Genomic DNA, 18,691 nt, shown 5'->3' with positions numbered 1-18,691 from the left:
AAGACAGGGTTACTGGCCACTGTTGTCCCTCCACTCGATACCGCATCCGCTAGGTGATGCGTCTAGGTACACAGTGATAACGCACGACAGGGTGCTCAGGGTTCCCGTCGCGACGGCCGGTGTGGCAGGTCAGTCCCCGAGCAACTCGCGAAGCCACTCCAGCTGCTCGTCGGAATGGTCGGGGGGTTGTAAATGCCGAAAGCTCGCCACCGACTCGGGCGCTCGCCCGGTGGCGCAGTTACCTACACTTCGCGCGCTCCTGCTCCTCAAGGGAGGCGATATTCGGGATGTCTGATGGTCCGGAAGGTCCTCCGAAGACGGTCCCGGGCCTGCTGCGGGCTAATACCACCGCACATGCGGTACCCCCGGTCGGACTCGAACCGACACTGTGCGGATTTTAAGTCCGCTGCCTCTGCCATTGGGCTACGGGGGCGCCCGACCACCCTAGCGACAGCAGCGGCCGGACCGGTGCCGGCTGGCGCGGCCGGTTACGAGATTGCGGCCGCCCGCGCGAAGTCACTGCGTGGGGTCTGGAGCTGCCCGAGCGACACCACCTCGCGCGGGAAGAACAGCGCGGCGGTCCAGTCGGCGAGCACCCGCACCTTGCGGTTGAACGTCGGCACCCGCGACAGGTGGTAGCTGCGGTGGATGAACCAGGCCAGCGGCCCGCGCACCTTCACGCCGTACAGCTCGGCGACGCCCCGGTACAGGCCGAGCGAGGCGACCGAACCCGCGTAGCCGTGCTTGTAGTCCTCGAGCGCCTGGCCGTTGACGGTGCGGACCAGGTTCTCACCGAGCACCCGGGCCTGGCGGACGGCGTGCTGTGCGGACGGGCCGCAGAGGGCGTTCGGGTCCTTCTTCGACAGGTCGGGCACCGCCGCCGTGTCACCGGCGGAGAACACACCGGTCAGGCCCTTCACGGTCAGGTTGGCGTTACAGGTGAGCCGGCCCCGCTCGTCCACCGGCAGCTTGGACTTCGCGGCCAGCGGGTGCGAGCGCACGCCGGCCGTCCACACCAGGGTGTCGGACTGGAATGCCTCGCCGTCGGACAGCACGATGTGACCGTCCACGGCGGAGTTCAGGCGAGTGTCCAGCCGGACGTCGATGTTGCGCTCGCGCAACCGGTCCGCGGTGTAGGAAGACAGGCCGACCGACACCTCGGGCATGATCCGGTTCGCCGCCTCGACCAGCACCCAGCGCATCTCGCTCGGGTCGATGGTCGCGTAGTAGCGGCAGGCGTACCGGGCCATGTCCTCGAGCTCGGCGAGCGCCTCGACGCCGGCATAACCGCCGCCGACGAAGACGAAACTGAGCGCCCGCTTGCGCGCCACCGGGTCCTCCACGGACGCGGCGAAGTCCAGCCGTCCGAGCACGTGGTTGCGCATGAAGATAGCCTCGCCGATGGTCTTGAAGCCGATGCCCTGCTCGGCCAAACCTGGGATGGGCAGCGTTCTGGCGATCGATCCGGGAGCGACCACGAGCAGGTCATAGCTCACGTCGTAGGACTCACCGACGCCCGGCCGCACCTGCACCGAGCGCCGCTCGTGGTCGATCTCGGTGACCGCGCCGGTGAGCACCCGGCACTTTTTCAGCACCCGGCGCAACGGCACCACGACGTGCCGGGGCTCGACGCTGCCGGCCGCCGCCTCGGGTAGGAAGGGCTGGTAGGTCATGTTGGGCTGGGGGTCTATCACGATGATTTCGGCGCTGCCCCGGGACAGTTTCTTCTGCGCCCGCAAGGCCGTGTACATGCCGACATACCCACCGCCGACGATGACGATCCGCTTCGGTCCGCTATTCATGTGCCAGCCCTCCTCGGGTCTGTTTCCACGTTACAGAGTTGGCTGTGGCTTTAGGGGTGATCGATCGCCGCCACCTAGTGCCCGCGGCTGGCCCACCGGGGCGCCCGTGCCCCACCGCTAGACTGGCCGAAAGATCGCGGGCTGGACTGAGAGGGATCGACGATGGCGGGCGCAGTAGGACGAATCAGCTTCAAACTGGTCGCCACCGTCGTGGCCATCCCGATCGGGCGGATCGTCACCAAGGCCACCCGCAAGGCGTGGGCGACCGCGCGGCCGAACAATCCGCCGGTGAACCCGAAAGAGGTCGACACCGACTGGAAGGACGCCATCGTCTGGGCCGGCCTGACCGGCGTCGGAGCAGGCGTCGCGCAGCTGCTCACCACCAAGGGCGCGGACACCCTGTGGCGGGCGATCACCGGAACACCATCGCCCCGGCCCAAGCACCCCGGCGTCAGCCCCGAGGTGGCGCGACGCACCGATTCGGACCTCGAAACCGCCTAGCGACTAGCGCGTAACGGTTAGGGCAACAGGCTCATCGCGATGCCGTCGAGGATGTCGTGCTCACTCGCGATCACCTCGTCCGCGCCGATGAATTCCATGACGGTCCGCAGCACCAGCGCACCGCCGCCGATCACATCCACCCGGCCGGGATGCATCACCGGCAGGGCGGCGCGCTCGGCATGCCGCATCCGCAGCAACATCTCGGTGACCTCGGCTACCCGCTCGTAGCTGACGACCGCGCCATGGATGGCGGCCGGGTCGTAGCCGGGAAGCTTCAGCGCCAGGGCGGCAATGGTCGTCACCGTCCCGGCGACCCCGACGAAGGCGGCGGTTTCGCGCACCGGAACCTCGGCCGTGGCCTCGGTCAGTGCCACCCGCAGGTCCGCGATCGTGGCCTGGATCTGGTCCGGCGTCGGCGGATCGGTCCGCAGGTGGCGCTCGGTCATCCGCACGCATCCGACGTCCATGCTGTGCGAGGCGATCACGCGGGGACCGGCCTGGACGTGCCCAACCTGCGCCGAGCGTGGTGAGCCCCTACCCGGAGAGCCCAGCACCAGCTCGGTGGAGCCGCCCCCGATGTCGGCCACCAGCAGCGGGTCCGCCACGCCAGGAAGCCCGGCGACCGCTCCGCTGAACGACAGCGCGGCCTCTTCGGCACCGGAGATGACCTCGGCCTCGGCTCCGAGGGTTGCCCGAACCATGGCGCGGAAGTCCTCGGCGTTCTCGGCATCACGCGACGCCGACGTTGCCACCATCCGGACGGCCCCGGCGCCCAGTCCGCGGATCCGGTCGGCGTAGTCCACCAGCGCCAGCCTGGTCCGTTCGAGTGCTTCGGGCGCAAGTCGGCCGGTGCGGTCGACTCCTTGACCCAGCCGGACGACCCGCATCTCGCGGTGCACGTCCACCAGGCCGGATTTCCCCGGGTCGGCGACGAGCAACCGGATGGAGTTGGTCCCACAGTCGATCCCGGCCACCCGGCCTGTGGTCGTACTGCTCATCGGGACTCCTCCGTCACCGTGTCGGCCACCACGCACGGACCGTCGGCCCACCACTGTGGCAGCAGCGCGAGCGCCTCGTCGCCGAGCGGGTTGACGCCCCGCCCCGCCGCCAGCGAGTGCGCGACCAGGACGTGCAGGCACTTCACCCGGTCCGGCATGCCCCCGGCCGAGATGCCCTCGATCTCGGGCACCGGGCCATGGCTGCCGCGCCGGGCCAGGTAGGCCTCGTGAGCCGCCCGGTAGGAGCCGGTGAGTTCCGGTTCGGACCGGAGCCGCTGGGTCATCTCGGTCATCAGACCGGATGCCTCCAGAGTGCCGATCGCCGACGATGCCTTGGGGCAGGTCAGGTAGAACAGCGTCGGAAAGGGCGAGCCGTCCGGTAGCCGCGATGCCGTCTCGACCACGTCAGGATTGCCGCAGGGGCAGCGGTGCGCGACCGAGCGGATCGCCCTGGGGGCGCGCCGCAACTGCTCGGCAACGATGTCCAGATCACGCTGATCGATGGCGGCATCAGAACTCACTTGGCGTTGTCGGCCTCTTCGACGCTGGTCCACAGGGTGGCATTCCAGTTCGGCTGGTGCCCCGCTCGGGCCACTTTCGTACTGCTGGACGTCGACGCACTGGTGCGCGGCGTGCCATCGGCGTTCAGCACGGTGTACAGGGTGTCGCCCGGACGGATGTACTGCAGCCGAACCCGGGCCTGCCGTTCGACGAAGGCTGGGTCCTGCCACTGCGCCGTTTGGTGCTGCAACTGCGCCACCTGGGCGTTGAGTTGCTGTTGCTGGCGCTCGGAGTTCGCCACCGACGCGCGCCGGCCGAGGTAGGTCTGAAGCGGCGATGCCAGGATGACCAACAGGAAGAGCGCCATGGCGGCGATCATCATGTTCCGTCCGGTCAGCCACGGACGCCGCGACGGCGACCTGTCCGGTCGCGTCGACCGTGCTCGGCCGGCCGGTCCGGCATCGCCGCGTCGATCTGCCATTGGCTAGCTGCCTGCCGGGTTGTAGCGGGGGAACGCAGCGGCGCCGGCGTATCGGGCCGCGTCGTCCAACTCTTCCTCGATGCGTAGCAGCTGGTTGTACTTGGCGACCCGCTCCGAGCGCGCTGGGGCCCCGGTCTTGATCTGACCGCAGTTGGTCGCCACCGCGAGGTCGGCGATGGTGGTGTCCTCGGTCTCGCCCGAACGGTGACTCATCATGCAGCGGTATCCGGAGCGGTGCGCCAGATCCACGGCGTCGAGGGTCTCGGTCAGCGTGCCGATCTGGTTCACCTTCACCAGCAGGGCGTTCGCCGCTCCGGTGGCGATGCCGCGGGCGAGCCGCTCCGGGTTCGTCACGAACAGGTCGTCGCCGACGATCTGCAGCGCCTCGTCCAGCTCGGTGGTCAGCGAGATCCAGCCGTCCCAGTCCTCTTCCGACATCGGGTCCTCGAGCGACACGATCGGGTAGCTGCTGACCAGGTCCTTGTAGTAGGCGACCATCTGCTCCGAGGTCTTGGGAGCGCCCTCGAACTGGTAGTGGCCGTCGGAGTAGAACTCGGTGGCGGCGACATCCATCGCGAAGACGATGTCGGTGCCGACGCGCAGGCCGGCCTTCTCGACCGCCTCGGTGATGACGTCGAGCGCCGTCCGGTTGGACTCCAGGCTGGGCGCGAAGCCGCCCTCGTCGCCCAGGCCGGTGGACAGCCCCTTGGACTTCAGCACCGACTTCAGAGCGTGGTACACCTCGGTGCCCTGGCGCAGGCCCTCGGCGAAGGTCGGGGCACCGATGGGGGCGATCATGAACTCCTGCACGTCGACGTTGGAGTCAGCGTGCGCGCCGCCGTTGAGGATGTTGAGCATCGGCACCGGCAGCAGGTACGCGTTCGGCCCGCCGACGTAGCGGAACAGCGGCAAGCCGGACGAGGCTGCAGCCGCGCGGGCGACGGCGAGCGAGACGCCCAGGATGGCGTTCGCGCCGAACTTCGACTTGTCGGGCGTGCCGTCGAGGTCGATCAGCGCGGCATCGACCAGCCGCTGCTCACTGGCCTCGAAGCCGAGCAGTTCCGGGCCGATGTCGTCCAGGACCGCCGACACCGCCTTGCGGACCCCCTTACCGCCGTAGCGGGCGTCACCGTCGCGTAGCTCGACAGCCTCGAAGGCGCCGGTGGACGCTCCGGAGGGAACCGCCGCCCGGGCAAGGGTCCCGTCGTCAAGGGCCACCTCTACTTCGACGGTGGGGTTTCCCCGGGAATCCAGGATTTCACGGGCGCCTACGGCCTCGATGCTGGCCACAACTGGTCCTCTCGACGTTCTTGCACACTGGTTCGCTCAGCCCGCGCGACGTTGCAGGACCGATGGTCAGCCTATCTGGCACGGGCGGGGAAGCCGCAGGTACTCGCCGGGGCCGGACCACGCAGAACCGGGCGGGGACGCGCAGAAAGACACCGAAGATACCCAGCAGGTAAGGGACCCGGGGCAAGCGCCTCAGGCCGTCCCGCTGCCGACCCCGGTAACGGTGACGTCCCTGGCGAGTGGCGGCAGGTCCGGCAGAGCGCCGGTTTCGGCGACCACGGCGGCCACGTCGCGCAGCTTGCGGTGCAGGTGCTGGCTGGCCGTCCGGAGCATGGTGAAGGCCTGCTCCTCGGTGACCTTGTGGTGCGCCATCAGAATGCCCATCGCGGTACCGATCTGACGGCTGCTTTGCAGCGCCGTGGCCAGGTGCTGGCGCTGGTCCTCGGACTGGCTGAGCGCCACCAGTCCGGTGGCATGCGCGGCGAACACCGTGGCCGCGGCGATGGCGTCGTCGTCGAAGGCAGCCGGCTCGGTGGCGTACAGGTTGAGCGCTGACTGCTCCGATCCGGCCAGTCGGATGGCCAGGACGCACCGCACCGGCGTGTCCCGCGACGCGGCTGCCACGAAGAGCGGCCAGCGCGACTCGTGCTCCACGTCGAACAACAGGCAGTTGGCGGCGTGGGTCGCCGACTCCACGCACGGGCCTTGACCCAGTTGGTGCTGCAAGGCATCGATGCTCGTGGCCACGGCGTCCGACGTCGCGATACTGACGCCCTTGCCGTGCCGGATGGACGTGATGCTGGCGGAGATGCAGCCGGGAATGTGCTTGACCGCGAGTTCCACCAGCCGCTGCAGCGCCGCACCGTTGTCACCATCGCCCTGGATGGCGGCTGCCAGGTCGGCGAACTCGGTCGCCATCATTACCATTTCGTCTGATTCCACTGCGGTCCTTCGGTAGGTCGCGAGATCGCCGCAGCGTGTCCTCAGCTGGCAGCGCACAGAAGATCGGGGCTTACTTCAAAACCCGCGACGTGATCTTAACGCGCACTGACCGTACGGCCACCACAAGCGGCTCAGGAACCCGGCCGGACTCGTCGCTCCTCGTCGAGGATCGCCTCGCGGTAGGCCCGCGCCGTCTCCCGTAGGGCGTGCTCCGGGTCCACTCCCGCCCGCACCGCGGCGTCCACCAGCGAAAGCAACTGCTCGCCGAAGCCGTCGCCGGCAGGCACCGGCACGGCGAGACCCGCCTTGCCGGAGCGTCCGACCAGCTTGGCAGCCAGCGCCAGCGCGGGCTGACCGAGCGGCACCCCGTCGGTCACCGACTCCCGCTGCTTCTCGACCTTCTTGATCTCATCCCAGCTCTGCGCGACTTGCGCTGCGGACAGTCCACCATCGGCTGGATCGGCTGGATCGGCTGGATCGGCTGGATCGGCTGGATCGGCTGGATCGGCTGGATCGGCTGGATCGGTTGGATCGGCTGGATCGGCTCGGTCCGCTGGGTCGGCGAACACGTGCGGATGCCGGCGGACCAGCTTGGCGACCAGATCGCGGGCTACGTCATCGATGGTGAAGCGCTCGGCTTCCGGTGCCTCATCAGCCAGTCGGGCATGGAACAGCACCTGCAGCAGCAGGTCCCCGAGCTCCTCGCGCAACGAGGTGAGGTCGTCGGACTCGATGGCGTCCAGCGTCTCGTAGGCCTCTTCCAGCAGGTACGGCGCGAGCGACTGGTGAGTCTGGTCCGCGTCCCACGGGCAGCCACCGGGCGAGCGCAGCCGGTCCATGATCTGGACGGCGCGCAGCAATTGGGCGCCGGGGGTGGAGTCCTCGGCGGGGCCAGGCCGGCTCACTGCTGGGTGGGCAGCTTCACGTCGCCGGGCAGGGTGCCCTCGAAACTCAGCACGGACGGCAATTGTTTCTTGCCGACGCCGACCAGCGAGAGGCTCTGCTGGTTCCAGCTGCCGTACCGGGGGCTGATCGAAACGCCCTGTCTCAGCTTCGCGATGGCAGCGGTCGCCTGCTGGTTGGAGGTCAATTTCGCCTGCAGGATGGTGAGCAGCTCGTGGTTGCGCAGCACCACGGGCTCGAACTTCGACGTGAAGCCTGCCTTGGTGATCTGGTCGGTGAGAACCTGCTCGTCGCCGCCGTGCAGCACGCTGGTCTTGGCCGTGGCAAGGTCGGCCTCGGTAACCGGAGAGCCGTTCGCCGCGAGCAGTGCGGAGAAAACCTCGTTCTGGACGAGGTACTGCAGCGCGAAGGTCTTCGCCGCGATGCTGCTGGAACCGTCACTGCTCCGGACCGGAGGCGCGTCCGGGCGAAGGTAGCTCGACAGCTGGGTCTCTGAGATCTTGTGGCCACTCACCACCGCGGCGGTCCCCGCTTTGGAGTCACAGCCAGTCAGACCGACACAGGCCAGCGAGAGGACGGGCAGCACTGCCACCAGGCGGATCTTCACTCGACGATCTCCGACTTCCAATTTTCGACGGGGCAACCGACACGCGGCCTTCTCCAGTTTCGCATGTTGGCCGTCGTCAACCCAGCTCAGGGCTGTCCGGGTCCGGGTCGGCGTGCTAGAACTCACCGATGGACGGCGACGGCGCTCTGGCCTACGCGCTCAGCCTGCCGGGCGCCTGGGCTGACAATCCCTTTCACGAGGACCGGCAGCTCGCCAAGGTCGGCCCGAAGATCTTCTGCTTCCCGGGCGCGCTCGACGACCGGCCGGCCATCTCGGTGAAGAACACGGCCGAGGCGGTCGCCGAGCTCAAGCAACGGCTGCCCGATCATGCCGGCATCGCCCCGTACCTGAACAAACGCCTGTGGGTACGGGTGCTGCTCGACGGCCTCGACGACGACGAGGTGTACGAGCTCATCGAGGACAGCTACGACCTCGTGGTGGCCACCCTTCCCAAACACCTCCGCCCTCAACGGTGACTGCCCTCGGCATGAGCGGGGCGCAGTGCTATCGAGGGATGGCCCGTGAGCGCACCTCAGACTCGTTGGCGGATCGCCTTGCGCTATTCATCGGCGGACGGGCGGGCGCGCTGGGGGTGTGGCGTCTCGCCGCGAGCCAGCATCTCGACAAAGGTGGCGATCCGTCGCGCTCGCGTCTCCGGGCGCTTGACCTCGTTCACCCGGTACGTCAGCGCGTACCGGTTCGCCGCCGACAGGCTCTGATACGCCTGCCGGGCCGACGGATTCGCCGCAATCGCCTCCAGCAGGTCGTCGGGCGCCTCCGCCGTCGCCTGGCCCCGGTAGGCGGCCTGCCACCGTCCGTCCGCCTTCGCCGCGTCGACGGCCGCCTGACCGGTGGGCCGCACCCGTCCCGCTTCGGTCAGCACCCGCACCCGCTCGACATTCTTCAGCGACCACGGGCTCTTCGACGTGCGCGGGGTGAACCGCTGGCGGTAGCTGCCTTCGTCCCGCCTGCCGAGCTGGCCGTCGATCCATCCCACGCACAGTGCCTCGTTGAGCGCCTGCTCATAGGTCAGCTCGGTGACCGATCCGCCTTTCTTGTGCAGCACCAGCCAAACCCCTGGCGAGCTGGTGTGGAACTCCGCCAGCCAGTCGCGCCAGGCGCCGGCGTCGAGCAGCAGCTCGGGCAGCTCGATCGGCATCCGCACCCCTCAGTCGCACAGCGCCTCAGTCGGGATAGCACTTAGTTGGACAGCACAGCCTGCAGAACCGGACCCAGAATGGTGTCGAGCAGGTCGACGCACCAGGTCAGCAGCGCCTGGTCGCGTACCGGCTCGCCCCCGAACTTGGTCTCGGCGAAGCTGCCATCGGCCTTCGTGATGCCCTTGGGGCGAGCCGCCGCCATGGTCGACACGGCAGGCTTGTAGATGGTCTTGTCATACATTCGCTGTAGCCGGATCTGGGCCGACTCGGGCAGCAGCACCGGCGAGAACCGCACCGACTGCCCCTGCAGCGACACCTCGGTGATGCCGTACTTGCGACAGACGACCTTGAACCGCGCGACGGCGAGCAGGTTGTCGACCTCGAGCGGCAGCGGCCCGAAGCGGTCCAACAGCTCCAACCGGACCGCATCCACGGCCTCGTTGGTGGTAGCCGCCGCCAGCGACCGGTAGGCCTCGAGCCGCAACCGCTCCCCCGGCAGGTAGTCCTGCGGCAGGTTGGCGTTGATCGGCAGGTCGACCTTGACCTCGCTGAACTGCTCCTGTTGCTCACCGCGAAACTCCGAGACCGCCTCGCCGACGAGCCGGATGTAGAGGTCGAACCCGACCCCGGCGATGTGACCGGACTGCTCGCCGCCGAGCAGGTTTCCGGCACCGCGGATCTCGAGATCCTTCAGCGCCACCGCCATGCCGGCGCCGAGTTCGGTGTGCTGGGCGATGGTGGCAAGGCGGTCGTGCGCCAGTTCGGTGAGCGGCTTCTCCGGCGGGTACAGGAAGTAGGCGTAGCCACGCTCGCGCGCCCGTCCCACCCGGCCGCGCATCTGGTGCAGCTGGGACAGCCCGAAGGTGTCCGCCCGGTCCACGATCAGGGTGTTGGCGTTGGGGATGTCGAGTCCGGACTCCACGATGGTGGTCGAGACCAGCACGTCGAAGTCGTTCTCCCAGAAGCCCACCATGATCTTCTCGAGCGCGTCCTGGCCCATCTGCCCGTGTGCCACGGCGATGCGTGCCTCGGGTACCAGTTCGGCGAGGTTGGCCGCCACCCGGTTGATCGACTCCACCCGGTTGTGGATGAAGAAGACCTGGCCGTCACGCAGCAGTTCCCGGCGGATGGCGGCCGAGATCTGGCGCGGGTCGTAGGCACCGACGAAGGTGAGGATCGGGTGCCGCTCCTCGGGCGGGGTGAGGATCGTCGTCATCTCGCGGATGCCGGTCAGCGACATCTCCAGCGTCCGTGGGATCGGGGTGGCCGACATGGTGAGGACGTCGACCGCGGTGCGCATCGACTTCAGGTACTCCTTGTGCTCCACCCCGAACCGCTGTTCCTCGTCGACGATCACCAGGCCCAGGTCTTTGAACCGGACGGTCTGCTGCAGCAGCCGGTGGGTACCGATGACGATGTCCACGCTGCCGTCGGCGACTCCGGCCAGGATCTGGTCGACCTCGGCGGCGTGGGTGAACCGGGACAGTTCCTTGATGGTGACGGGGAACTGACTCATCCGGCCGGCGAAGGTCTGGATGTGCTGATGCGCCAGCAGCGTCGTCGGAACCAGCACCGCGACCTGCTTGCCGTCCTGCACCGCCTTGAACGCCGCGCGCACGGCCACCTCGGTCTTGCCGTAGCCGACGTCGCCGCAGATCACCCGGTCCATCGGCAGGGATTTCTGCATGTCGGCCTTGACCTCGTCGATGGCGGCCATCTGATCCGGCGTCTCCACATAGGGAAACGCGTCCTCCAGCTCGCGTTGCCATGGCGTGTCAGGGCCGAAGGCGTGGCCCTTGGTCGCCATCCGAGCCGAGTACAGCCGGATGAGTTCGGCCGCGATCTCCTTGACCGCCTTGCGAGCGCGGCCCTTCGTCTTCGCCCAGTCGGCACCACCCAGGCGCGACATGGACGGAGCCTCGCCACCCACGTACTTCGTGACCTGGTCGAGGGAATCCGTCGGTACGAACAGCCGATCGCCGGGTTGGCCCTTCTTCGCGGCGGCGTACTCGATGATCAGGTACTCGCGCTCGCCGCCGTTGATGGTGCGCCGAACCATCTCGACGTAGCGGCCGACACCGTGCTGCTCGTGCACCACGTAATCGCCGGACTTGAGCTGGATCGGGTCGATGGCGTTGCGCCGGCGCGACGGCATCCGGGACTTGTCCAGAGCGGTGACGCCCCGCTGCCCGGTCAGGTCGGATTCGGTCAGGACGGCCAGCCTCAACTCCGCCGACACCAGCCCGGACGCGAGGTGGCCCTTGGCCACACTGACGACTCCGGCGTCCAGCGACTCGATCGCTGCCACCATGCGTGCCGGGATGTCGGCCCCGCGCAGGCGCTCCAGCGCCCGCTCGGCGGTTCCATGGCCGTCGAAGACCAGCGCGATCCGCCAGCCCTGCGCGGCCCAGCCACCGATGTCGCCCAGCACCGTGTCGGTATCGCCACGGTAGGAGGGCGCGGCCTCGAACGACGAGGTGACCGCCGCGATCGCGTCGGAACCGGGGCTCAGCAGATCGTTGTCGGTACTGAACGGCGACAGCGACCACCACGGCAGGCCGAGGTTGATGGCCCCGTCGCGGACCTCGTCCAGCGAGCGCAGCGAAGCCGAACCGAGGTCCACCGGGGCCTTGCCGCCACCGGCCGCGGCCGCCCAGGAAGCGGCCAGGAACTCCTGGGAGGTGGCCACCAGATCGGCGGCGCGCGCCCGCACTTTCTCGGGATCGCAGATCAGGATGTGCGTGCCTGCCGGAAACTCGTCCAGCACCAGCCGCAACTCGTCGACCAGCACGGGCGCGAGAGACTCCATGCCCTCGACCTGAACCCCCTGGCTGATCGGTTCCAGCAACTCCCCCAGCTCCGGGTGTTCGACCAGCAGCGCCGCCGCCCGGGCGCGGACCGACTCGGTGAGGGCCATCTCACGGCACGGCGGCGCCCAGACACCGGCGGTCGCGATCTCCAGCGAGCGCTGGTCGGCGACCTTGAAGTACCGGATCTCTTCGACCTCGTCACCCCAGAACTCCACGCGCAGCGGGTGATCCTCGGTGGGCGGGAAGACGTCGAGAATGCCGCCGCGAACGGCGAAGTCGCCGCGCTTCTCGACCAGCTCGACGCGTGCGTACCCGGCCGTGGCGAGCGCCGACACGATGTCATCCAGCTCACGGCCGGAGTCCCCGATGGCGATACGCACCGGCTCCAGGTCACCGAGGCCGGGCACCTGCGGCTGCAGGACCGAGCGGACGGGAGCGACCACGACCTTCAGCGGCCCGGTGCTGGAGTCCCCGGCGTCCGGGTGCCGAAGCCGGCGGAGTACGGCCAGCCGGCGGCCGATGGTGTCCGCGCGCGGTGACAGCCGTTCGTGCGGCAGCGTCTCCCAGCCCGGATAGAGCGCGACGGAGTCACCGGGCAGCAGGCATTGCAACGATTCCAGCAGGTCATCGGCCTCGCGGGCGGTGCTGGTCACGGCGAGCACGGTACGTCCGGCGGGCCCCGCGAGGGTGGCCACGGCGAGCGGCTGCAGCGCGGACGGACCGGAGATCGCCAGGGTCGAGGACCCCACCGCACTCAGCATCGTCGTCAGGGCCGGATCGCCGGCGGGGGGTGTGGCCGCTTCCGAGATCAGGCCGGCCAGCGTCATGCAACCAGCCTACGGCGACGCCGGACCCTGCTGTCGGGACGGGGTTGCGGCCGCTGAGGGAGGCAGACAGCGCCGAGGTGCCCGATAGCCGTCGGTGCGGCGGACGCGATCGTTACCGAGGCAATACCTCTGTTAAACGCGCGTAAACGCGCGTTGTTAAGTTACGCTCTCTACGTATCAACCTGGGGAAGCCGAAATGCCGCCAGAGTCTCGGTGAGCAGCCGGTTTCCGCTGACACAGCCGCTCAGGTCGGCTGCCACGGCGCCGATCTGTACGGAGTGAGCTTATGAATCTGCCGAGGCACTCCGCCTGGAGCCGCCGGACCTTTCTCGCCACGGTGGGGGCGGGGGTCGTCGCGGCGGCCGCTGCCTGCCGCTCTGGCGTTGCCGCACCGTCCCAGGCCGGTTCGTCGATGAACGCCACGACTGCTGCGCAAGGCGTTGTCGAAGCGTGGGTACACACGCGACACAGCCCGTACTACATCGCGCATCGTGGCGCCGGTGACGTCTACCCCGAACATACGATGCCCTCGTACCAGGCAGCTGTCGGGTGGGGGGCACCGGCCATAGAGGTCAGTACCAGCTCCAGTGCGGACAACGTGCTGGTCTGTATGCACGACCTGACATTGGACCGCACCACCGACGCAACCGGACCGATCAAGGCCCGCACGTGGGGGGAGTTGCAGAACATCGGAGTTGTGCAGCCGCAGCTCGGCCCGAAGTGGACGGCCCCTCCGCTGCCGACGATTCCTTCGTTCGAACAGGTGCTGAAGGCATTCGGAGACAAGACCGTGCTGTGCGTGGAGGCGAAGGCCGACACCGACTATCCGCTGATGATCAGCTTGATAGAGAAGTACGGGCTGCAGCACAACGTGATCGTCAAGTTGTTCCACCGCAGCTCTCGAATAGCCGAAGCGAAGGCAGCCGGGTACCCGGTATTCGTCTACCTGGGAGGCGAGGACACCAGCGCCGCCACCATCCGCTCCGCCGCACGCAATCTCGACAAGGCGACCGACTACCTCGTGCTGCCCACCACGTCCGTCGCTCAACACGGTGCCGAGATTCCGGACGCCACCATCAGGACGGCGGTGGAAACGGGCATTGCGACCTGGGTCTATCCCGTGCACCGGCGCAGTGAAGCCGAGCGCTACCACCAGCTGGGCGTGGAAGGCATCGTCACATCGAGCCTGCAGTACGTCAGTGGGCGCTCAGCCCCGGCGACCGCGGACAGCTGGTCCTCGAAGGCGATCGCCCCCGGCGAGCTGACGCGGCACCCCGACCGGTCCGAGAACGGCCCCTCCTGGACGGGTCAGGACGAGCTGACGCTGGACCGAAACGGCGCCCAGCAGTTCATCACCCTTGGCCAGCTGGCTCCGCTTGCGGACCCGCAGGGGCGCTACCGGTTGTCTTTCGACCTGCGGTGGAACGAGCTGCCGACCGACGTGACGCAGACCTTCACGCTCGCCGTGGGCCATGTCGACGACGCCTACTACGAGCACCGGTTGGGGGTGAGCAACGGCTATCACGCAATCTACCGGGCCAACGGGGCCCTCACGATCTTCTCGCACACAGCAGGGGTCAAGGAAGGGCTCCAGCTGAGTGGAATCACCAAGACGGCGATCAAGACCGGTGAATGGATGTCGATGCGGCTGGAGGTCAGTCCCTCGACGCTGGTGTGGTCCCGGCTCGGCACAGACGGCACCTCGAGCGTTGTCGCGACGGATCCGAGCTTCCGCGGCGGCTACCTGCACATCGGCCGAAGCGCGAGCGACGGCAGCCTCAGCCTGCGCCGCCTCCGGATCGAGTAGCTCGAAGTCCCGCCTGTAGCTCGAAGTCCCGCCTGACCTCTAGATCGCCGCGTCCCGGGCTGCGATCTGGAGGTTCAACGCCTGGCGCAGCAGAGTGCTGGACGTGTGCACCGTGTACGGCAGATAGCACACCTCGACACCCAGCGGCGCAAAGTCCCGCTCGAGTCGGTCGCCCTTCTCGGTGCCCCGCCAGTCGTCACCCTTGATGATGACGTCGAAGCGCAGCCGCTGCCACATCTCGAGCTTGCTGCGAACGTCCTCTTCAACCGCTTCGTCGACGAACCGGATGCTGCTCACGATCTCGAGGCGCTCGGCAAGTGGCACCACGGGGGCTTTGCCCTTCGCGCGCAGGCTCATCTCGTCCGAGACGACGCCGGCGATCAGGTAGTCGCAGGACAACCGTGAATTGCGCAGGATGTTCAGGTGGCCGATGTGGAACATGTCGTATACGCCTGGTGCGTAACCCACCCGACCGGATCGAACCGCGTTCATTATTCCCCCCGTAAGCCTGCGGCACGTATCCGCAACGCGTGCAGGCGCTGTTAAGATTAGCTGATTCAAGCGACGGTGTCATGCCGCGAGATCACCGCGCAGGCCGTGTACGGACCGAAGTGGAAAGGTCGACCGTGTGACAACCTGGTTGGTGGCCGGTGGCGCAGGCTACATCGGAGCCCACGTGGTACGCAGCTTGCAAGCAGCCGGTGCGCAGCCGGTGGTACTCGACGATCTCAGCACCGGGGATCCGCTGCGAGTCGGCGTTCCCCTGATCAAAGGTGACATCGCCGACACCGAGCTGGTCGTTGACACCCTGCGTCGCTACCAGGTCGCCGGTGTGATTCAGCTCGCGGCCGACAAGCAGGTCGAGCAGTCGATGCGGCAGCCGCTCACCTATTACCGGCGCAATGTGGTCAACCTGCTGCAACTGCTCACCGCGATGCAAGAGGTGGGAGTCGCCAAACTCGTCTTCTCCTCCAGCGCGGCGGTCTACGGCATGATCGAGGGCGACGACGTGCGTGAGAGCGACGAGACTGCGCCCATCAATCCCTACGGCGAAACCAAGCTGATCGGCGAGTGGCTGATACAGGACCAGGCCCGCGCCGCAGGCCTGCGCTATGCCGCCCTTCGTTACTTCAACGTCGTGGGCGCCGGATCGTCCGAATTGGCCGACCACGGCAGGACGAACCTGGTTCCCATGGTGCTCGACGCCATGCGCCGGAAAGCACGGCCGGTGATCTTCGGCGACGACCATCCCACACCGGACGGAACCTGCGTCCGCGACTACATCCACGTCTCCGATCTGGCGGATGCCCATGTGGCCGCGATCGGCGCACTGGCGCAACCGGGCGCTTCGCACGTGCTCAACGTCGGATGCGGGCGCGGCTACTCCGTGCGAGAGGTCATCGACATGGTCGCCCAGGTCTCGGGGCACCCCCTCGATCCGATCGTGGGCGACCGGCGGCCCGGTGATCCCGCGAGCGTCGTGGCAAACACGGACCTGATCTCGGCAACGCTGGGCTGGCGTGCGCGCCATGATCTTCGCGACATGGTTCGCAGCGCGTGGGAAGCCGAGCTCCGGACCGCTTCGTTACCCTCCCCCGCGCCGTCTCCGGACGCGTCCGGTTCCACGAGCGAAGGCAAGCGATGAGTGGCACCCCACCGACAAGCGCCATGCAGCTGGGCTCCGCCGGCGCTCGATTCTACGCCGCTCGCTCACGCCTGGCCGGCGCGCAGAAGTCCAATGCCTCCGTGCCCGCGTACCTGCGCTTCGTGAACCGCAAGGCCGGCGGCCTTCTCGCCGCCCTCGGGTACGCGGTGGGGCTCACCCCCACCGCGGTGACCCTGCTGAGTTCCGCATGTTCCTTCTTGGGCATTGCGCTTCTGATCCTGATCCACCCCTCCATCGCCGCTGGAATCGCGATCTCGCTGTTTTTGCTGCTCGGCTACGCGCTCGACTCAGCCGATGGTCAGCTCGCCAGGGTCCGGGGCGGTGGCACCAAGGCGGGCGAGTGGCTCGACCATGTGGTGGACATCGCCAAGATCACGTCGTTGCACAGCGCGGTGGCAATTTCACTGCTGCGCTATTTCGACTTCGACTCCTTGTGGCCGGTGGCCATTCCGGTGGTCTTCCTCATTGCGAACGTCACTCAGTTCTTCGGCATGATGCTGCGTGACAAGCTGATCGCGGGCGGCACGAGGCGGCAACCGGCAGGCGTCGGAAAGCAATCCTCCTCGGCGCTGGTGGCATGGGTACTGCTGCCGCTCGATCACGGAACCCTGTGCCTCGCCCTGCTCGTACTGGGCGCACATACACTCTTCCTCTGGTGCTACGGGTTCCTCGGACTCTGCACCGCGGCCTTCGCGGCGCGTTCCCTCAGCCGGGCCTACCGGCAACTGCTCGCACTCGATCCCGGCACCCAGCCCGGATGAGCGTCACCGCCGCCGCGGCCCGACCGCCGGGCAACCCACTCGGCGCGGTAGCCCGGGGTGGGTCCTTCGCAGCGCTGGGCACCGGCGCCGGCTCCATCCTGGGCTTCGTTCTGACGCTGGTGGTGACCCGCGGCCTGTCGACGACCTCGGCGGGGCAGTTCTTCAGCGCTACCGCCGTTTTCATCGTTCTGCAGACCTTCCTCTCCTTCGGTGTGGGCGCCGGGCTCGTGCGCTTCGTCCCGCGGTTTCGTGCCCTGGGGCGGCATGCTGACGTCCCGGCGCTACTTGCCGTCGCCTTCGTGCCGGTCGCCGCGCTGGGCGTGCTCGGCACCGTCGGCATGTGGTTCGCCTCGCCCGTCCTGGCGCAGCACGTGGGGCACGACGACTCGGCAGCGGCGCTGGGCAGCTTTCGAGTGCTCGCACTGCTGTTCCTGCCTGGAATGCTGGAGGTCGCCGCGGTCGAGTGCACCCGGGCATTCGGCAGTATCCGGAAGTACGTTCTGGTCCAGCAACTCGGTGTCCCAGCCCTGCGGCCGCTGTTGGTCGGTCTGGGGGTCGCCTTCGGGGCCCCGCTGTGGGTGCTCGTGCTCGCATGGATGGTCCCGCTGGTATTGGCGCTGGTCGTAGCCGCCGCCATGGTGGGACAAAGCCTGAAGAAGTCCTATGGCCGCCGCCTCGCGTGGCCCGAGCGCTCGACGTCAGTGCGTGAGATCGGCCTGGAGTACTGGCGCTTCACCGCCGCGCGTGGCCTTTCCAGCGTCATGGAGATTCTACTGAACTGGCTCGATATCCTGCTCGTCGCGACGATGGTGTCAGCCACCCAGGCCGCTATCTACGCCGCTGCCAGCCGGTTCATCACGTCCGGAACGCTCGTGTTGCAGGCGCTGCGGCTGGCCATCGCCGGTGACGTGAGCGCTGCGCTGGCACGGCGGGACACCGAGCGGGTCAGCCAGATCTATCACGCCGCCTCACAGTGGGTGGTCCTGAGCTCCTGGCCGCTGTACCTGGTGATGGCGATATTCGCCCCCACGGTGCTCAGAATCTTCGGCGCTTCGTACTCTGCCGGCGCCAGCGCGCTCACAGTGCTCTGCCTTGCCATGTTGCTCAATCTCGCTGCCGGAAACGTCGGGACGGTGCTGCTCATGGGCGGCAAGAGCAGCTGGGTACTGGGCGACAAGGGCGCGAGTCTCGCGATCAACGTCGCCGCGAACCTCATCCTGGTTCCCCACTTCGGCATCACTGGCGCCGCGGTGGCCTGGGCTGTGACGATCGTGCTCGACAGCGGACTGGCATTCGCCCAGGTTCGCTGGGGTATGGGGATCGGCGGCCGGCTACGCGGCATCACGATCGCGGGCCTGCTCGCACTCGGTTGTTTCGGTGTGCTGCCGCTGGCGGTCCGCGCGGCCTTCGGCAGCTCGCTGCCGACCATGCTCGCGGGTATCGCACTGGGACTCGTCAGTTACCTGCCGTTGGCCTGGATGGGCCGGGATATGCTCGGTGTTCGTGCTCTGATCCAGGGCTTCACGTCGCGAGGCGCCCAGGTCAGTTGATGGCAACGCACAGGCAGCTCGGTCGAGGTAACGCACAGGGTCGAGAGACCATGCAGGTTTCATGAAGCTGTGGCGTGAAAATAAC

At 67.9% G+C, this 18,691-nt stretch carries 17 protein-coding genes and 1 tRNA gene; 6 read left to right on the top strand and 12 right to left on the bottom strand.

Annotation, left to right across the window (positions count from 1 at the left end):
* Positions 1-360 precede the first annotated feature (360 nt).
* Both RM423_RS10755 and RM423_RS10750 read right to left on the bottom strand, forming a co-directional pair.
* Positions 361-433: transfer RNA gene (locus tag RM423_RS10755), tRNA-Leu, on the bottom strand.
* 55 nt (positions 434-488) lie between these two features.
* The gene (locus RM423_RS10750) at positions 489-1,802 is read right to left on the bottom strand and encodes an NAD(P)/FAD-dependent oxidoreductase (protein ID WP_311423028.1); all 1,314 of its coding nucleotides are present in this window, start codon (positions 1,800-1,802) and stop codon (positions 489-491) included.
* Positions 1,803-1,964: 162 nt separating this feature from the next.
* On the opposite strand from RM423_RS10750, the gene RM423_RS10745 reads away from it, so the two are divergent.
* Positions 1,965-2,303 (top strand): DUF4235 domain-containing protein, encoded by a 339-nt coding sequence (locus RM423_RS10745; protein WP_311423027.1) that lies wholly within the window; start codon positions 1,965-1,967, stop codon positions 2,301-2,303.
* Between the two features lie 17 nt (positions 2,304-2,320).
* On the opposite strand, the gene RM423_RS10740 is transcribed toward RM423_RS10745, so the two are convergent.
* The 7 genes from RM423_RS10740 to RM423_RS10710 form a co-directional block, all read right to left on the bottom strand.
* A complete protein-coding gene (locus tag RM423_RS10740) occupies positions 2,321-3,301 on the bottom strand; it encodes a Ppx/GppA phosphatase family protein (RefSeq protein ID WP_311423026.1) in 981 nt (326 codons plus the stop codon).
* Positions 3,298-3,822, bottom strand: a complete 525-nt coding sequence (locus RM423_RS10735; RefSeq protein WP_311423025.1) for a DUF501 domain-containing protein — start codon at positions 3,820-3,822, stop codon at positions 3,298-3,300. The genes RM423_RS10740 and RM423_RS10735 overlap by 4 nt, the downstream gene beginning before the upstream one ends.
* Positions 3,819-4,169, bottom strand: coding sequence for an FtsB family cell division protein (locus tag RM423_RS10730; RefSeq protein WP_311423024.1), 351 nt, complete (start codon positions 4,167-4,169; stop codon positions 3,819-3,821). The genes RM423_RS10735 and RM423_RS10730 overlap by 4 nt, the downstream gene beginning before the upstream one ends.
* Positions 4,170-4,286: 117 nt before the next feature.
* Positions 4,287-5,573: a phosphopyruvate hydratase gene (gene eno / locus RM423_RS10725; protein WP_311423023.1), complete on the bottom strand. Its 1,287-nt coding sequence runs from the start codon at positions 5,571-5,573 to the stop codon at positions 4,287-4,289.
* 192 nt (positions 5,574-5,765) lie between these two features.
* On the bottom strand, positions 5,766-6,494 hold the full coding sequence (locus RM423_RS10720) for an ANTAR domain-containing protein (protein ID WP_311423022.1): 729 nt from the start codon (positions 6,492-6,494) through the stop codon (positions 5,766-5,768).
* A 152-nt stretch (positions 6,495-6,646) separates the two neighbouring features.
* A complete protein-coding gene (locus RM423_RS10715; protein ID WP_449555806.1) occupies positions 6,647-7,483 on the bottom strand; it encodes a MazG family protein in 837 nt (278 codons plus the stop codon).
* Positions 7,417-8,025 (bottom strand): hypothetical protein, encoded by a 609-nt coding sequence (locus tag RM423_RS10710; protein WP_311423020.1) that lies wholly within the window; start codon positions 8,023-8,025, stop codon positions 7,417-7,419. The genes RM423_RS10715 and RM423_RS10710 overlap by 67 nt, the downstream gene beginning before the upstream one ends.
* A gap of 128 nt (positions 8,026-8,153) precedes the next feature.
* Between RM423_RS10710 and RM423_RS10705 the strand changes: the two genes are divergently transcribed.
* Entirely contained in the window at positions 8,154-8,501 is a 348-nt protein-coding gene (locus RM423_RS10705; RefSeq protein WP_311423019.1) for an MmcQ/YjbR family DNA-binding protein, read from the top strand.
* Positions 8,502-8,584: 83 nt separating this feature from the next.
* On the opposite strand, the gene RM423_RS10700 is transcribed toward RM423_RS10705, so the two are convergent.
* On the bottom strand, positions 8,585-9,184 hold the full coding sequence (locus RM423_RS10700) for a YdeI/OmpD-associated family protein (protein WP_311423018.1): 600 nt from the start codon (positions 9,182-9,184) through the stop codon (positions 8,585-8,587).
* Between the two features lie 41 nt (positions 9,185-9,225).
* Complete coding sequence (gene mfd, locus RM423_RS10695; protein ID WP_311423017.1) at positions 9,226-12,822, bottom strand: transcription-repair coupling factor; 3,597 nt, start codon at positions 12,820-12,822, stop codon at positions 9,226-9,228.
* Between the two features lie 286 nt (positions 12,823-13,108).
* Here mfd and RM423_RS10690 point away from each other — a divergent pair, with 286 nt between their 5' ends.
* Complete coding sequence (locus RM423_RS10690) at positions 13,109-14,629, top strand: glycerophosphodiester phosphodiesterase (RefSeq protein ID WP_311423016.1); 1,521 nt, start codon at positions 13,109-13,111, stop codon at positions 14,627-14,629.
* 39 nt (positions 14,630-14,668) lie between these two features.
* Here the strand turns inward: RM423_RS10690 and RM423_RS10685 are convergent, their stop codons facing one another.
* A complete protein-coding gene (locus RM423_RS10685) occupies positions 14,669-15,121 on the bottom strand; it encodes an adenylyltransferase/cytidyltransferase family protein (protein WP_311423015.1) in 453 nt (150 codons plus the stop codon).
* Positions 15,122-15,257: 136 nt separating this feature from the next.
* Here RM423_RS10685 and galE point away from each other — a divergent pair, with 136 nt between their 5' ends.
* Genes galE through RM423_RS10670 form a run of 3 tightly spaced genes read left to right on the top strand, consistent with a single transcriptional unit; the run spans position 15,258 to position 18,606 of the window.
* Positions 15,258-16,274: a UDP-glucose 4-epimerase GalE gene (gene galE, locus RM423_RS10680; protein WP_311423014.1), complete on the top strand. Its 1,017-nt coding sequence runs from the start codon at positions 15,258-15,260 to the stop codon at positions 16,272-16,274.
* The gene (locus tag RM423_RS10675) at positions 16,271-17,056 is read left to right on the top strand and encodes a CDP-alcohol phosphatidyltransferase family protein (protein WP_311423013.1); all 786 of its coding nucleotides are present in this window, start codon (positions 16,271-16,273) and stop codon (positions 17,054-17,056) included. Before galE ends, RM423_RS10675 begins: the two co-directional genes overlap by 4 nt.
* Complete coding sequence (locus RM423_RS10670; protein WP_311423012.1) at positions 17,053-18,606, top strand: oligosaccharide flippase family protein; 1,554 nt, start codon at positions 17,053-17,055, stop codon at positions 18,604-18,606. The genes RM423_RS10675 and RM423_RS10670 overlap by 4 nt, the downstream gene beginning before the upstream one ends.
* The last annotated feature ends 85 nt before the right edge of the window (positions 18,607-18,691 follow it).

Source organism: Jatrophihabitans lederbergiae, from assembly GCF_031845305.1.
Lineage (GTDB): Bacteria > Actinomycetota > Actinomycetes > Mycobacteriales > Jatrophihabitantaceae > Jatrophihabitans_A > Jatrophihabitans_A lederbergiae.
The sequence above is the reverse complement of the archived record's forward strand: the minus strand, read 5'-3'. Positions and strand labels throughout refer to the sequence as shown.